General features: G+C 64.3%; 20 protein-coding genes. 13 read left to right on the forward strand and 7 right to left on the reverse strand.

What is annotated here, in order from left to right; translation table 11 throughout:
* Positions 1 to 48 precede the first annotated feature (48 nt).
* Positions 49 to 357: a carbohydrate isomerase gene (locus CEY09_RS20405; protein ID WP_088590057.1), complete on the forward strand. Its 309-nt coding sequence runs from the start codon at positions 49 to 51 to the stop codon at positions 355 to 357.
* On the opposite strand, the gene CEY09_RS20410 is transcribed toward CEY09_RS20405, so the two are convergent.
* On the reverse strand, positions 354 to 848 hold the full coding sequence (locus CEY09_RS20410; RefSeq protein WP_088590128.1) for a GNAT family N-acetyltransferase: 495 nt from the start codon (positions 846 to 848) through the stop codon (positions 354 to 356). The two genes, CEY09_RS20405 and CEY09_RS20410, sit on opposite strands and share 4 nt — an antisense overlap.
* Positions 849 to 1,021: 173 nt before the next feature.
* Between CEY09_RS20410 and CEY09_RS20415 the strand changes: the two genes are divergently transcribed.
* Together CEY09_RS20415 and CEY09_RS20420 are read left to right on the forward strand one after the other, a co-directional pair.
* Positions 1,022 to 2,662: a PqiB family protein gene (locus CEY09_RS20415; protein ID WP_167390121.1), complete on the forward strand. Its 1,641-nt coding sequence runs from the start codon at positions 1,022 to 1,024 to the stop codon at positions 2,660 to 2,662.
* A 163-nt stretch (positions 2,663 to 2,825) separates the two neighbouring features.
* Entirely contained in the window at positions 2,826 to 3,083 is a 258-nt protein-coding gene (locus tag CEY09_RS20420; RefSeq protein WP_035213355.1) for a hypothetical protein, read from the forward strand.
* Positions 3,084 to 3,090: 7 nt separating this feature from the next.
* Here the strand turns inward: CEY09_RS20420 and CEY09_RS20425 are convergent, their stop codons facing one another.
* The 3 genes from CEY09_RS20425 to CEY09_RS20435 form a co-directional block, all read right to left on the reverse strand.
* On the reverse strand, positions 3,091 to 3,399 hold the full coding sequence (locus tag CEY09_RS20425) for a hypothetical protein (RefSeq protein WP_088590059.1): 309 nt from the start codon (positions 3,397 to 3,399) through the stop codon (positions 3,091 to 3,093).
* Between the two features lie 113 nt (positions 3,400 to 3,512).
* Positions 3,513 to 4,946, reverse strand: a complete 1,434-nt coding sequence (locus CEY09_RS20430) for an MFS transporter (RefSeq protein WP_088590060.1) — start codon at positions 4,944 to 4,946, stop codon at positions 3,513 to 3,515.
* Positions 4,947 to 5,040: 94 nt separating this feature from the next.
* Positions 5,041 to 5,625 carry a TetR/AcrR family transcriptional regulator gene (locus CEY09_RS20435; RefSeq protein WP_088590061.1) on the reverse strand — a complete coding sequence of 195 codons (585 nt, stop codon included), beginning with the start codon at positions 5,623 to 5,625 and terminating at the stop codon, positions 5,041 to 5,043.
* 94 nt (positions 5,626 to 5,719) lie between these two features.
* Here CEY09_RS20435 and CEY09_RS20440 point away from each other — a divergent pair, with 94 nt between their 5' ends.
* Complete coding sequence (locus tag CEY09_RS20440; RefSeq protein ID WP_088590062.1) at positions 5,720 to 6,910, forward strand: MFS transporter; 1,191 nt, start codon at positions 5,720 to 5,722, stop codon at positions 6,908 to 6,910.
* Positions 6,911 to 6,976: 66 nt separating this feature from the next.
* Positions 6,977 to 7,375, forward strand: a complete 399-nt coding sequence (locus CEY09_RS20445; protein WP_006225323.1) for a RidA family protein — start codon at positions 6,977 to 6,979, stop codon at positions 7,373 to 7,375.
* Between the two features lie 6 nt (positions 7,376 to 7,381).
* Here CEY09_RS20445 and CEY09_RS20450 read toward each other — a convergent pair whose 3' ends face one another.
* Positions 7,382 to 8,293: a LysR family transcriptional regulator gene (locus tag CEY09_RS20450; RefSeq protein ID WP_088590063.1), complete on the reverse strand. Its 912-nt coding sequence runs from the start codon at positions 8,291 to 8,293 to the stop codon at positions 7,382 to 7,384.
* Between the two features lie 129 nt (positions 8,294 to 8,422).
* Here CEY09_RS20450 and CEY09_RS20455 point away from each other — a divergent pair, with 129 nt between their 5' ends.
* From CEY09_RS20455 to CEY09_RS20465, 3 genes are read left to right on the forward strand one after another with little or no spacing between them, the layout of a single operon-like run.
* Positions 8,423 to 9,577, forward strand: a complete 1,155-nt coding sequence (locus CEY09_RS20455; RefSeq protein ID WP_088590064.1) for a DSD1 family PLP-dependent enzyme — start codon at positions 8,423 to 8,425, stop codon at positions 9,575 to 9,577.
* 38 nt (positions 9,578 to 9,615) lie between these two features.
* On the forward strand, positions 9,616 to 10,011 hold the full coding sequence (locus CEY09_RS20460) for a RidA family protein (RefSeq protein WP_088590065.1): 396 nt from the start codon (positions 9,616 to 9,618) through the stop codon (positions 10,009 to 10,011).
* A gap of 51 nt (positions 10,012 to 10,062) precedes the next feature.
* On the forward strand, positions 10,063 to 10,335 hold the full coding sequence (locus tag CEY09_RS20465) for a hypothetical protein (RefSeq protein WP_006225319.1): 273 nt from the start codon (positions 10,063 to 10,065) through the stop codon (positions 10,333 to 10,335).
* A 16-nt stretch (positions 10,336 to 10,351) separates the two neighbouring features.
* On the opposite strand, the gene CEY09_RS20470 is transcribed toward CEY09_RS20465, so the two are convergent.
* Entirely contained in the window at positions 10,352 to 10,654 is a 303-nt protein-coding gene (locus CEY09_RS20470) for a DUF2513 domain-containing protein (RefSeq protein WP_006225318.1), read from the reverse strand.
* A gap of 120 nt (positions 10,655 to 10,774) precedes the next feature.
* Here CEY09_RS20470 and CEY09_RS20475 point away from each other — a divergent pair, with 120 nt between their 5' ends.
* The 5 genes from CEY09_RS20475 to CEY09_RS20500 all read left to right on the forward strand — a co-directional run bounded on the left by CEY09_RS20475 (position 10,775) and on the right by CEY09_RS20500 (position 13,407).
* Positions 10,775 to 11,173 carry a hypothetical protein gene (locus CEY09_RS20475; RefSeq protein WP_088590066.1) on the forward strand — a complete coding sequence of 133 codons (399 nt, stop codon included), beginning with the start codon at positions 10,775 to 10,777 and terminating at the stop codon, positions 11,171 to 11,173.
* Between the two features lie 95 nt (positions 11,174 to 11,268).
* Positions 11,269 to 11,589 carry a hypothetical protein gene (locus CEY09_RS20480; RefSeq protein WP_006225315.1) on the forward strand — a complete coding sequence of 107 codons (321 nt, stop codon included), beginning with the start codon at positions 11,269 to 11,271 and terminating at the stop codon, positions 11,587 to 11,589.
* A 371-nt stretch (positions 11,590 to 11,960) separates the two neighbouring features.
* Positions 11,961 to 12,164 carry a cold-shock protein gene (locus CEY09_RS20485; RefSeq protein WP_006220190.1) on the forward strand — a complete coding sequence of 68 codons (204 nt, stop codon included), beginning with the start codon at positions 11,961 to 11,963 and terminating at the stop codon, positions 12,162 to 12,164.
* A 126-nt stretch (positions 12,165 to 12,290) separates the two neighbouring features.
* Complete coding sequence (locus tag CEY09_RS20490; RefSeq protein WP_088590067.1) at positions 12,291 to 12,854, forward strand: DUF924 family protein; 564 nt, start codon at positions 12,291 to 12,293, stop codon at positions 12,852 to 12,854.
* A 346-nt stretch (positions 12,855 to 13,200) separates the two neighbouring features.
* A complete protein-coding gene (locus CEY09_RS20500; protein WP_006225311.1) occupies positions 13,201 to 13,407 on the forward strand; it encodes a cold-shock protein in 207 nt (68 codons plus the stop codon).
* Positions 13,408 to 13,499: 92 nt separating this feature from the next.
* Here the strand turns inward: CEY09_RS20500 and CEY09_RS20505 are convergent, their stop codons facing one another.
* Positions 13,500 to 14,045, reverse strand: a complete 546-nt coding sequence (locus CEY09_RS20505) for a TIGR00645 family protein (RefSeq protein WP_088590069.1) — start codon at positions 14,043 to 14,045, stop codon at positions 13,500 to 13,502.
* Positions 14,046 to 14,155: the final 110 nt, after the last annotated feature.

Below are 14,155 nucleotides of genomic sequence, written 5' to 3' on the forward strand. Positions count from 1 at the left end.
CTCCGTCAACTTGTTATACGATCCAGGCCACACTTTAGGGAGGCCTGGATGTCTTTGCATGTGATCGTCGCCGTTCGAAAAGAACCCGTCAGCGGGCATATCACCTACGTGCGCTGGGGCCAGGCCGAGCGCGGCGTGCCCGGCTGGGTCACTGAACCCGTGACGGCGGCGGCATCGGAAGTGATCGACGTTATCAAGGACGGTGGGGCTGTTGAAACCGCCTTCAGCGTAGAAGGCACCAGCGTGGCCGTGCGTGCAGTGCGGGTGCTGGTCGACGACGACGGACGCGAGCACCTGGCGTCCGTGCCGGTCCCCAGCTCCACGCTGCACACGCTGTTCGATCTGCCCGAGTTCTAGGCGGCGGCGCGGCGGCCTTCGGCAAAGCCGCGCAGCGCCTCGTCGGCCAGACGGTAGCGCACCCATTCATCCATTGGCAGCGCGCCGATGGACCGGTAGAAATCAATCGCGGGCTTGTTCCAATCCAGCACGCTCCATTCCAGCCGGCCGCAGCCGTTGGCGACGGCTTCCTGCGCCAGATGGCGAAGCAGGTCGCGTCCCGCCCCGATACCGCGATGCTCGGGCGTGATGTACAAATCTTCCAGATAGATACCGTTCTTGCCCAGCCAGGTCGAATAGCTGTAGAAATAGACGGCGTAACCGATCGCCTTTCCGTCCACGAGGCACATCAGGGCCTTGGCGGGGGCCTGGGGGGCGAACAAGGTGCGGGCGACGTCGTCGGCGCTGGCGATCACTTCGTGCGCGGCGCGCTCGTAGACGGCCAGTTCGGTGATGAAAGCGTAGATTTGGGCCGCATCCGAAGGGGTGGCGGGGCGGATGGTGATATTCACGTTGACTTCCTCCAAATGGGACGGCCATGCTACCCGCTAATGCGCGGATTTGCAGGCAGGGTGGAAGGTGGGTCACCGGGAATCCCCCCACTTGCGCCGGTTGGCCTGCGGCGCGACGCTAGCGTAGGAATCCGCCCTCGCGTCCGGACGTGTACACAAAGGGGTTGCCCTCTATGGCTGAGTCTGGTTCTGCCGCTGGTCAAACGCCATCCGGCCTGCCGCGCAAGCGGCGGCGACTTTCCTGGATCTGGCTCGTGCCCATCGTTGCGGCGGTGGGCGGATTGCTGCTGGTGTTGCAGGTCTGGCTGAGCGCGGGTCCCACAGCCGTCATCCATTTCCAGACCGCCGAAGGGCTGGAGGCCGGCAAAACCCAGGTTCGCTACAAGGAGGTCACCGTCGGCCTCGTCGAGCGCGTCGCCCTGAATCGGCAGCGTTCCGGCGTGGACGTGACCATCCGCGTGGATAAGGACGCCAACGGCCTGCTGCAGGACGGTACCGTGTTCTGGGTGGTCAGGCCCCGCCTGACACTAAGTGGCGTGTCCGGGCTGGGCACGTTGCTGTCGGGTTCGTATATCGGCCTGGATCCGGCGGGAAGCCGTGGCAAGGACGGCGCAAGTCCGAAGAGCCGGTATGAATTTACCGGGTTGGAAGTGCCGCCTGAGGTGGCGCAGGACCGCGCTGGCAAGCGCTTCACGCTGCAGGCGAAGGATCTGGGGTCGCTCGATATCGGGTCGCCGGTGTACTACCGCCGCATCGCTGTGGGCCAGGTGGTGGGATACCGCTTGTCCAAGGGCGGAGAGGGCGTGGACGTGCAGGTGTTCATCGACGCCCCCAACGATGCCTATGTCAATGAAGGCACGCGCTTCTGGAATGCCAGCGGCGTGGACTTCAGCGTGGACGCCCGCGGGTTGCAGATGCGGTCGCAATCCCTGTTGTCGGTGATCATCGGCGGCGTGGCGTTTGACACGCAGGAGCAGCGCAGCCACCAGGCGGCGGCCGCCGATGCGTCGTTTGTCATCTACCAGAACGAAGAAGCGGCCCGCGCCCAGCCCGACGGTATTCCGCTGCGCATCCGCATGCGATTCGACCAGTCCGTGCGCGGCCTGGTCGTTGGCGCGCCCATTGATGCGTATGGCGTGACGATCGGCAACGTGACGGCGATCAACCTGGATTTCGACCGGACCACTCAGCAGTTCTACGCGGTGGCGTCCGCCACGCTGTATCCCGAACGCCTGGGCGGGCAGACCTTCGGCAAGATCAGGGAATACGCCGGAAGCGACTTGCAGCACCCCAGCGGAAAACTGTTGGCGGCGATGATCGAACGCGGCACACGCGCGCAGTTGCGCATCGGCAACCTGCTGACCGGCCAGCTGTACGTGGCGATGGTCGAATTCCCGGACGCCAAGCCGGTCACGTTCAAGATGGAGGACGAGCCCTTCATTCCCACCGTGCCGAACAACCTGGATCAATTGCAGCAACAGGTCAACAGCATCCTCACGAAGCTTGACCGCGTGCCGTTCGACGCGATCGGGACCGAGCTGAGCGGGGCATTGCGCGCAGCCTCCAGCCTGGTCAGGCGAATGGACACGAAGCTGGCGCCCGAGGCGCAGGCCTTGCTGCGGCAGGCCAATCGGTCCCTGGCGGCCGTGGGCGGATTGCTGGCGCCGGATGCCGTGTTGCCGCAGAACGCGGACGTCGCGTTGCGCGAACTGGGCAGGGCTGCCAGATCGCTGCGGGAGCTGTCGGATTACCTCCAGGCGCATCCCGATGCGTTGCTGCGGGGAAGGGCGGCGGATACGCCCGCCCGGAAGTAGTTTCTTCATTGCAGGGCTTGCCCTTACCGCCACGCCGGCGACGGCCTGCGTGCGGCAGACGGGCGGGCGCGGCACATGGCGCGGGTACGGCACTTGCTGCAAGCTCCATGCGACCGGCTGCTGCAAGAGGGCGCCGGCACGGTATCAGAGGGGGGGCAATCGCATGGACCATAGTGAAATGATGGTGCGCATGATCTCGCAGCCCGTTGCGCCGGGCAAGGTCGACGGCTGGGACGGCATACTCTCGGCCTATGCGGATTGCCTGTTGCAGGTACAGGCCAAACTATCGGACGCCGACGTGACGCGCTTCCTTGAAGTCGGAGCCCTTGTCTTTCGTACGTGCTGTCAGGAAGAAGCGCGGCAACGCTGGACGGCCGAGGAGCTGGCCGCATTCCATCGCAAGCGCGAATTCGGCGTCTAGCCGCCCGTCAGTACAAGCACTGGCTGAGGGTGAACTTGCGGCCGAACGCGCGGACCTCGTCGCCGTCCACCGAGGCGGCCACATCCCAGTGGCTGCCGCGCGTCACCAGGAAGGACTGGCCAAGTAGCGCATGGCGTAGCGCAAACTGCCAGAAGGCCGATTCCGTGCCGACCGGTTCCAGTTCGTGCGGCCCGATCATCAGGCGGGAGGGCCGTGGCGTGGCTCCCATCGACCATCGCAAGGCGATCGCCATGAAGGCGAAACGCGCAGAAAGCGAGGAAGGTTGAACGCAAAGCAGTCGGATCTTGTTGCTCATGGACGTCACCTTGTTCAGGTGTCGTCAGCGTAACAAAGACCCGTGTGACGTTCCATACCGCGTTTGGTGGATTTCAGGCCCGATGGTCCAAGATTCGTCGATACCGCGCGGGTTCAATGCATTGCGGCGTTCGCTCTCGTGACCCGTGCAAGCAGCAGCCAGGCCAGCGCGGGCGCGACGGCGAAGGTGGCAAACAGCCAGCGTGCCGCGTGCTGCGCACCTTCGACACCGCCTGGGTCGGCCAATCCCGCGCTGTTGGTGACCACCCCCGCCAGCGCGGCCGTCACTGCCGATGCGTACAGTTGCACGGTGGTGATCGAGGACGACGTCAGCGTTTCCTCGCCCTTGGGCGCGGCGTTGAAGATCCGGGTCAGCAAATGCGGCCATGCCAGCCCGATGCCGAATCCCACGCCTGCCAGCGCGACGATATAGGCCGCCAGGCCTGGCACGGATGACAGCACCGCCGTCTGCGGCGTCAGGATGGCCAGGCCGATCAGCGAAGCCAGGATCACGACGGGGCTCAGGCGTACCAGGCGATCGGCGGCGGCCCCCGTGCGCGTCGAACTCGGCATCGCGGCAAGTGTCCAGCCCGCCGCCATCGCGGCCGTCATGTAGCCTGCGGTCAGCGGTGACAGGCGATGGATGACCTGCAGGAAGTAGGGCACGAAGATCTCGGTCGTAATGGCGGCCACCACCAGGCACATCACGGCATACAACGCACCCAGCGGTGCGCGTATCGAATACGCGCCTGTCGGCAGCAAGCGCTTCTTGGCGCGTGAATCCGCTCGGGCGATCAGGGTGGCGATCGCCAGGCCGCCAGCGATGCCCGCCAGGTTCCAGCCCAAATCCGTCGACAGGCTGGCCAGCGTGATGGACAGCACGGACGTCACCAGCAGCGCAAGCGTGCCCAGGGGCAAGGACGAAGGCGGGGCAGGGGGCACCGAAGCCCGGCCGCCAACCTTGAACGTCACGATCAAAGCCAGTGCGGCGGCCACAGGCAACAAGGCCCAGAACGCCAGCCGCCAATGGCCGGTCTGGGCGAAGATGCCGCCGATCGCCGGACCGCACAAAGTGGCCACGCCCCACATGCCCGACACCAGCGCCATGGCGCGCGACCAGAGGGGCGCATCGAACACCAGCCGGATCAGCGCATAGCTGAGCGCAAAGAGAATGCCGCCGCCCAGCCCCTGGACGCTGCGGCCGGCCAGCAACACCGGCATGCTGGGCGCCAGAGCACAGACGACGGCGCCGGCGGTGAAGATGGCGACGGCTACCAGGTACGCCGCGCGCGGACCCAACGTTTCGATCAATTTGGCCGATAGCGCCGATCCGATGATGGAGGTCACGACGAACAGTGTCGTGTTCCAGGCGTAGTACTCCAGCCCCCCGATGTCCTGGATGACGCTGGGCAGGATAGTGGTCACGATATAGACATTGATGGCGTGCAGCGCCACGCCGCCTGCCAGGGCGATGGAGCGCAGGGCGTTGGCGCCATGCAACAGGTCGGCCCAGGAAGCGTTTGAATCAGGGGTGGTGCTGACGGCCACAACAGTCTCCAGGATTATTTAAACAAGTTTATCCTTTGATAATACGTGCATTGCAGCCGATGCACAATCGAAGGCCTGTCCTGCAGTGAGTGTCCTAGAGCCGCCGCAAGCCGCGCAGCAGCAGGTCCAGCGCATGCAAGGCCTGCTCAAGGCGGGGAGCCCCCACCGGCGCATCGGCAATCCAGAACGCGGCGTCGGCCAGGCTGCCATTGATTAGCCGCGCCAGCGCGTGCGGATCGGCGTCTTCGATGATGTTCGCCGCCATCAGGCTCTGCAGCAGCCCGGCCAGCGACGCGACGCATTGTTGCTGGGCGGCCTCGGAAGCCGGGCCCAGCACCGCCCGCGCGTCCTGCAGCACGATACGCCGGACGTCGGGTTCGGTCGCCATATGCAGGTACGCGCGGCAGCGTCCGCGCAAGGCGTCCCAGGGGGCTGCCGCCTGCGCCGACACCACATTGAGCCGTTCGTCCATTTCGTCGTCGATTTGTTCAACCACGGCCGCCAGTAGGCCCTTTTTGTCACCGAAATGGTGATACAAAGCCCCTCGCGTCAGCCCCGCGGCTGCGGTCAGATCGTCCATCGACGTGGCGGCGTAGCCCGTGTGCTGAAAGGCGTGCCGGGCGGTGGCCAGCAGTTTGGTCCGAGTGGCCTCGATCATCTCGGCGCGGGAACGCGACATGCAATTCTCCAGTGACATACGGCGCGTATGTTAATTGACATACGCAATGTATGTGAATACGATCTCGCCGTCTACCAGGTTCTAAAGGTTATCGGTGTCCAATCCGTATCGTGAGTTGTTCGAGGCGCCCGGCGCCACCGGTTTTGTGTTGGCCGGCGCGATCGCGCGCCTGCCCTTGCCGATGATCGGCATCGGCATCATCACGATGCTGTCGGAAGTGCGCGGGGCCTACGCGCTGGCGGGGGGTGTCGCCGCCACGTTCGCGTTGGCCACCGCCTTGCTGGCCCCGCGCATCTCGCGCCTGGTGGATCGGCATGGGCAGGGGCGAGTGCTGCCGGTGGCGGCCGGCATTTGCGTGCTGGCGCTGATTGGCCTGGCCGCATGCGTCCAGTGGAATGCGCCGGATTGGACGCTGTTCGTCTTTGCCGTGCTGGCGGGCGCCTTGCCCAGCATGCCCGCGATGATCCGCGCGCGATGGACGGAAATCTACCGCGACCAACCGCAGTTGCGCACGGCCTATGCGTTGGAATCTGTCGCGGATGAGCTCAGCTTCATCGTGGGGCCGCCCATTTCAGTGGGGCTGAGCGTGGCCTTGTTTCCCCAGGCCGCACCGCTCGCCGCAGCCCTGCTGCTGGCGGTGGGTGTGACGGCGTTCGTCCTGCAGCGGGCGACCGCGCCCGCCGTCCAGGTCAGGCAAGCAGGGCGCGAGGACTCGGTGCTGCGCATGCCCCCGATGCAGTCGCTGGTGGCGATGATGTCGGCCATGGGCGTGATCGTCGGCACGATCGACGTGCTCAGCGTCGCGTTCGCCCGGGCGCAAGGGGTGCCGGCGGGCGCCAGCCTCATCCTGTCGGCCTATGCTTTGGGTTCCTGCGTGGCGGGGCTGGTTTTCGGCGTGCTGAAGTTCCAGATGCCGCTTGCGCGGATGCTATCCATTGCGGCGGCGGTCACGGCCTTCACGACCTTGCCGTTGCTGCTGGTGAATGACCTCATCACGCTCTCGCTGGGCGTGCTGCTGGCCGGGCTGTCATTTGCGCCCACCATGATCATCGCCATGGCGCTGGTTGAAAGCAGCGTGCCCGGACAGCGCCTGACGGAAGGGCTGACGTGGCTGGTGACGGGCCTGGGCGCGGGCGTGGCTGCCGGCGCGGCGATGGCGGGCTGGGTCGTCGACCACTACGGCGTCCGGGCGGGATTCTGGACGGCGGTCGTCGCCGGCGCCATCGTGCTGTTGGTGGCATTGCCGGGGGCGCGGGCCGGCGCGGCAGGGCGCGTCGCTTCCTGAGGAGGGCGTCTCGATAGAATGGCGGTTCCGGCGCGCTGCGGGGCGCGCCGCCTACAGGAGCACATCATGTCCCGAACCGTCGTCAATCCCGACACCGTTTTCAACACCGTCCAATATGGCTTCAGCCAGGCGGTCATCGTGACGGGGCAGCGCCGGATGCTGCTATCCGGCCAGGTCGGCGTCGACATCAACGAACGAACCGTCGGGCCCGGCTTGCAAGAGCAGACCGAGGCCGCGCTGGACAATATCCAACGCGTGCTGGCGGCGGCGGGCGGCACCATGGCGCAGGTGATCATGTTGCGCATCTACATCTGCGAGACGGTCCGCGAGGACCAGGAAGTGATTGCGCAAGCCCTGCGCGACCGCTTTCCTGTGGACCCGCCGCCTTCGTCCTGGGTCATCGTCAGCGGGCTCTCCCTGCCCGAATGGCTGGTCGAGATCGAAGCCGAAGCGATGCTGGACTAGGCGCGCCTAGGTTTTTTCGCGCCAGGGCGTGGCGGTGAACGCCGCACGCAGGTGCGCCAGGAATCCGGCGGTTCGCGCAGACAGGTCCTGGCGCGATTTCACCAGCGCCACCACATTGGCGTCAGGCAGGTTCCACCCGGCCAGCAACGGCACCAGCGATCGCGCCTTCAGGTGTTCGGCCACATCCCATTCCGACCGTGCGACGATGCCGTGCCCGGCCAGCGCCCACTCAAGCGCGGCCGCGCCGGTATTGCTCGACAGCAGGGGCGCGATGCGCACGCCGACAGCCGGCCCGCGCCCGCGCTTGAAGCGCCACAGCGTCACGTCCTCGTCGTTTTCGCGCAAGGCGATGCAGTCGTGGTCGCGCAGGTCTTCCGGTTTGGCGGGCGCGCCATGGCGCGCCAGATAGGCGGGCGACGCGCAAAGGATGCGGCGGTTGGGTGCCAGGGGGTAGGCCACCAGCGTCGAATCACGCAGTTCGCCGATATGCACCATCACGTCCCAGTTGTCGGTCGCCAGCCGCGGCGGGCCATCCGACAGCGTCAGGCTCGCGGTGATGTTGTCGCTGCTTTTGCGAAAACCGGCCACGAGTCCGGCGACGTAGCGCTGGCCGAAACCCAACGGCGCCACCACGCGCAAATGGCCTGCCACCACGCCGCGACGTCCCGCCAGTTCATCCGCCAGATCACCCAATTCGCCGCAGATTTGCCCCGCCCGCAGCGCCAGCAGCCGCCCTTCGTCGGTCAGCGCCGTGCCGCGCCCCGACCGGTTGACCAGCCTGACGCCCAGGCGCTTTTCCAGGGCGTGCAGCCGCTGCGTGACGGCAGGGGGCGTCACGTCCAGGGCGCGCGCCGCCTGCGCCAGGGAAGGGGTGGCCGCCAAGGTCATGAAAAACCGCAGGTCGTCGGTGGTGATCATTCAGATTCGGCTTAATTAAAAATTAAGCTTGTATTAAACACGTATGGGGCGCGCCACGCCATACTTCATGCAACTGGATCCCGGGCTCGCCTGGCGTCCTCCCGATCTGAACTGCCGAGACCCGCCCCGATGACATCCGCCCACCTACCGACCCCCCTGGATACCCTGGACACGCCTTGCCTGCTGCTGGATGAAACCCGCATGACGCGCAATATCCAGCGCCTGAACGCGCTGATGGCCGGCCATGGGGTGCAATTGCGGCCGCATCTTAAAACGCCTAAATCGATCGACGTGGCCCGCCGCGTGATGGCCAGCCCCCAAGGGCCGGCCGCCGTGTCCACGCTGCAAGAAGCCGAACAGTTCGCCGCGGCCGGCGTCACCGATCTGCTGTATGCCGTCGGCGTGTCGCCTTCCAAGCTGGACCGCGTGCTCGCCTTGCGCGGCAAGGGCGTGGACCTGACCGTGGTCGTCGACAGCATCGAAGCCGCCCAGGCGGTCGCCGATCGTGCCACGGCCGAGGGCCGCCCCGTGCCCACGCTGATCGAGATCGATTGCGACGGCCACCGCGCCGGCGTGCAGCCGGGTAATCACGAGCATCTGCTGTCCATCGCCCGTGTGCTGCATGCCGCAGGCTGCCTGCGCGGCGTCATGACGCATGCCGGCGAGTCCTACGGCTGCCGCAGCCTGGAGGCGATCGCCGACATGGCCGAACAAGAGCGCTGGGCTGCCGTCAGCTGCGCTGAAGCGATCCGCCAGGCAGGGCTGCCGTGCCCGGTCGTCAGCGTCGGCTCCACGCCCACCGCCCACTTTGCCCGCCACCTCGATGGCGTGACGGAAGTGCGCGCGGGCGTGTACGTGTTCTTCGACCTGGTGATGGCAGGGCTGGGCGTGTGCTCGACCGACGACATCGCCGCCACCGTGCTGACGACCGTCATCGGCCATCAGGCCGACAAGGGCTGGATCCTTGTTGACGCCGGCTGGATGGCCATGTCGCGCGACCGCGGCACGGCCAAGCAACCGGTGGATCAGTTGTATGGCCTGGTGTGCGACGTCGACGGCAAGGTCTATCCCGATTTGCTGCTGGCCGAAACCAACCAGGAACAGGGCATCATCATGCTGCGCGCGGGAAGCAGCGCGCGCCTGCCCGATCTGCCCCTGGGGACGAAGCTGCGCATCGTGCCCAACCACGCATGCGCCACCTGCGCCCAGCACGAGGCCTATCAGGTGGTGCGCCCGGGCGAGCCGGGCGTGGTGGCCCGCTGGGAACGCTTCCGCGGCTGGTAAGTCCTGGCGCGCCCGACCCACATCAACAGGAGTCCACGATGGAATTGATCAATACCCTCGACGCCACGCCGCCCGCCGGGCATTACTCGCAGGCGGTACGGGTGAATGGCTTTGTCTTCGTCTCGGGGCAACTGGGCTTTCGGGCGCCCGCGCAGGCAGGCGCCAAGCCGCAATTGGCGGACGGGGCTTCCGCCCAGACCGAAGAGGCCTTGCGCAGCGTGAAGGCGATTCTGGCAGCCGCCGGCGCCTCGCTGGCCACGGTCGCCAGCGTCACGGTGTATATCCCGGATATCGCGCTATGGGATGAGGTGAACCGGGTCTACGAACGCGTGTTCGGCGCCCACCGCCCCGCGCGGGCCATCGTGCCCACGCGCGAACTGCACTACGGCGCGCTGGTCGAGATCAGCATGGTGGCGGTCGCCGCCCAGGGCTGATCCCGCGCCTATAATGCGGGCGCCTTCATGCCTTCGGGGGAGAACGTTCGCATGCAGTACGAATATTTGTTCTGGTCCATGGCCGCGATGGTGGCGGCCGCGCTGGTCGGCGGCTCGCTCTGTGGCCGCCTGCGCTCGGTCAAACAGGTGCTGATCGGGGTGGTCGCGCTGGCCGCCGCGGTGTTCGTGGCGGTTTTCCTGCTGTCGCGCCATGGCGGCTTCAGCGACCTGTCGGCGATGCTGTCGATCGCCGCCTTCATGTTCAGCCTGGTGATCGGCACTGCTGCATCGCTGCTCACGCGGCGCATCCTGCAGCGCCGCTGAGCGCCAGGCTACCGCCTTATTCTTCAGCGTCGAAGTCTTCGGCGTCTTCTTCGTCGTCCTCGTCCTGCTCCAGGGCATCGTAGCCCTTCCACGTGATGCGCCAACGCGTCGCGGCGGCGCTGGCGGCCGTCTCGCTGACTTGCTTGACCAGGCCGGCGTCGGACAGCAGGTCCAGATGGTGCGCAATGGTCTGCAGGCCTTGCTCTTCGGGGTGTGGGGCCAGGGCGGCGTTCTTGATGTCGTGCGTGCTCAGGTTGGGGCCAGGCGCGTCGCGCAGGGCGCCCAGAATCGTGACGACCAGATCGAAATCGCGTTGCATGATGTTCACCGTGTAGAAAATGGGTAAGCCGACAATAGCAGAGTTCCGTGGCGCCGATGCGACAGGGCGCAAGGCCGGGTTACAGTCCAGGGTTCTCGACAACGAAACACACAGAACGCTATGAAGAAACCCGCTGAACGCGATTGCCTCGCGCTGATCCCCGGTTACTCGGGCCAGGCTGCCAAGCTCTTTCTTTCGCGCGGCGAAGACGACCGCATTACCGGCGTGACGGTCTATGACCTGCTGGGTCACGTCAAGCAGCAGGGCGACGCCGAGGCCGTTGCCACCTGGATCGGCGAATGGCTGGCCGAAGAAGCGGGCAACCGCAAGGCGCGCCGCACCCAGCTGCTGGCGCAGATGTTCATCTGCAAGTTGGCCGGCGACGACAAGGACGCCTTCCTGGCCGCCCAGAAGCCGCTGATCCGCGTCCTGGCCGAAGCCGGGGTGCGCTGCCGTAGCGTCGCAGCCACGTCCGGCGCCGCCAGGCAGTCCCTGGGTCCGAATGTCAAGAAGCATTAGCATAAGGCTGTTATAGTCGCGCCTGGGCGTGAGATTGCACCTTCACGGTGCGTGCGCCCAAGCGGGCTTGGCCCGCTGATCAAGGAAGATTGAACATGGAAATAGTAAGTCGGCACCTTGCCGACGTGACGGGCGGCGTCGAGCTGCTCACGACGATCGATGGCGAGTCCATCAGCGTCTATGTCGTGGTGGGCGTAACCGATCTCAATGCGATCGCGGACATCGTTCCCATCGAAAAGGTCGAAGCTGGGGCGGATATACACGCTTCAAATGTCGACAATGTTGATAATGCGCAAGAACAAATCGACCAAGTCCTGGAAAATATGAATCCCGGCGACGTGGCGGTTTTCCTTTGCTCGGGTTCCGATGCTTTTGGCGCGGCGCTCGATTTGTTGGGTTTACCTATCGACGAGTAAGCCTGGCGGCAAACCAAAGTGCCTATCTGAACGACGTATGAGGGGTGTACGGGTTTAGCCGGCATTTATATAAGCCTTGATTGTTTTTTTATGAATGTATGGGTGTTTACACCTATGCAGGGACAAGTTTTGCCTATGAAAACGTGCAAGTTTTCAACGCAGTTTCTCTTTGTTGCATTATTGGCACGTATTTTTTAGGATTATGTTGACTTGTGAGGGGAACATAACGATAGTGTCGGCACACGATCACAAGCGTTGCGATTTTCGTTCAGTGCCGTGCCTTTTCCGGCTCAGCGTTATTGTTCTACTGTCCCCTCCTTGATTGATTCGTGACCTCCGGGCATTTGCCCATTATCTCTAGGAAATACAGTATGGAAACCGGCGTCGTTAAGTGGTTCAATTCGGAAAAAGGCTATGGCTTCATCACCCCGGAAGCGGGTGGTAAGGATCTGTTCGCTCACTTCTCCGAAATCCAGGGTTCTGGCTTCAAGTCTCTGGAAGAGAACCAGCGCGTCAGCTTTGTGACGGCCAATGGCCCCAAGGGCCCGCAAGCCACGAAGATTCAGGTCCTGTAAAGGTCTGAGTTTTCAAAAAAGCCCCTTCGGGGGCTTTTTTTGTTTTTGCGCGGTATCCTTCTGAAGTTCGGTCTGCAGGTGGCGTTGCCCGCCATGCGGGCTCACCATGCCTCCAGGATCCCCGCCATGACCTCATCATCCCCGAAGCCCCTTGCCGTGCAACCGCAAGACGTGGTCGCGTTCTGGATGGATGCAGGCCCACAGCAGTGGTTCACGAAGAGCGACGCTTTCGATGCCGAGTTCCGCCAGCGGTTCGAAGCCGCGCATTGGGCCGCCGCGTCGCGTGAGTTGGATGCCTGGCTGGAAGATGCAGATGGCGCCCTGGCGCTGATGATCCTGCTGGACCAATTCCCGCGCAATGCCTATCGCGGCACGGCACACATGTTTGCCACCGATCCCCTGGCGCAATATTTCGCTGAACGCGCGATCGCTTCCGGCCACGACCTGGCGGTGGATCCACAGCTGCGCCAATTCTTCTATATGCCGTTCGAACACGCCGAAAGCCTCGTGACGCAGAACCGCAGCGTCGCGCTGATGGAGCCGCTGGACGCGGATTCCCTGCGCTGGGCCGTCCTGCATCGGGACATCATCAAGCGCTTCGGGCGCTTCCCGCACCGCAATGCGGCGCTGGGCCGGCAGACCACGCAGGCCGAGCAGCAATTCCTGGACGCCGGCGGCTTTTCTGGCTAGCGTGTTCGGCGGGGCGGAGCCGACGTCTCGGCAAGGTCCCATCCGCCACCCGGTATCGGCATGTATCTGTTCATGCCAAGGTGAAAATGTTCAATCGCACGACGCGTTTCAAGTGGCCGCGACCCGCGTTTTAGCCATGCGGACGTGCGCATTGAATTGACGCTTCGACCATTCGCATATTTGACGTTTTTCGGGGTTCACCAATACACTGGGTTCAGCGAGATTCTCAAGCGACGCGGTCTGCGTTAACTTGTCGCCGTCAGTGGTGCTGCGGTTGCTTCCTCTCCCATCCTTGATGATCTGGCGCCCCGCGAGCAATCGCATTTTCTAGGTTCAAGGACACTCCATGGCAACCGGCATCGTTAAGTGGTTCAACGCCGAAAAGGGTTATGGCTTCATCATGCCCGACGACGGCAGCAAAGACCTTTTCGCCCATTACTCCGAAATCCGCAGCGAAGGCTATAAGTCGCTTCAGGAAAACCAGCGCGTCACTTTCGAGGTCGGCACCGGCCCCAAGGGTCCGAGCGCCAAGAACATCAAGGTCGCGGCCTGATGTTTTCCGGGTAGCGCCCCGGGGTGGATCCCGGTGTTCGGCCCATAAAAAAGCCCCCATGCGCAACGCATGGGGGCTTTTTTTTGCCGAGGTCAGTGCTTTTGCGTCGATGTCGTCGACAGCTTGTCCACCAGCGCGATCCCCAGCGCCGACAGGATGAACAGCGCGTGGATGATCGTCTGCCACATGACGCCGGCTTCGGTGAAGCGCGCGCTGGGCGTGCCGATCGTGCCGGCTTCAATGAAGGTGCGCAGCAGGTGGATCGACGAGATGCCGATGATGGCCATCGCCAGCTTCACCTTGAGGACGCTGGCGTTGACGTGGCTCAGCCATTCGGGCTGATCCGGATGGTTCTGCAGACGCAGGCGGGACACGAAGGTCTCGTAGCCGCCCACGATCACCATCACCAGCAGGTTCGAGATCATGACCACGTCGATCAGGCCCAGGACCAGCAGCATGATTTCCATTTCGCCAAAACTGCTGGCGTGCGTCACCAGGTGCCAAAGCTCTTTCAGGAAGAGCATGACGTACACGCCTTGCGCGACGATCAGGCCCAGGTACAGGGGCAATTGCAGCCAGCGGGAACTGAAGATCAGGCTGGGCAGCAGGCCTAGGCGGGGAGGGGGGGTGTTATGCATGTTGGGTGCGAGCCGTTGTTATGGGGCGATGAAAAGTGCGGCGGCAATTCTATCAATGCCCGGACTCGCCGGGCATGAGTTTTTTGTGGCGCGTTCATGTTGGGGAAGGC

This window comes from Achromobacter marplatensis (assembly GCF_002209535.1).
GTDB classification, from domain to species: domain Bacteria; phylum Pseudomonadota; class Gammaproteobacteria; order Burkholderiales; family Burkholderiaceae_B; genus Achromobacter; species Achromobacter marplatensis.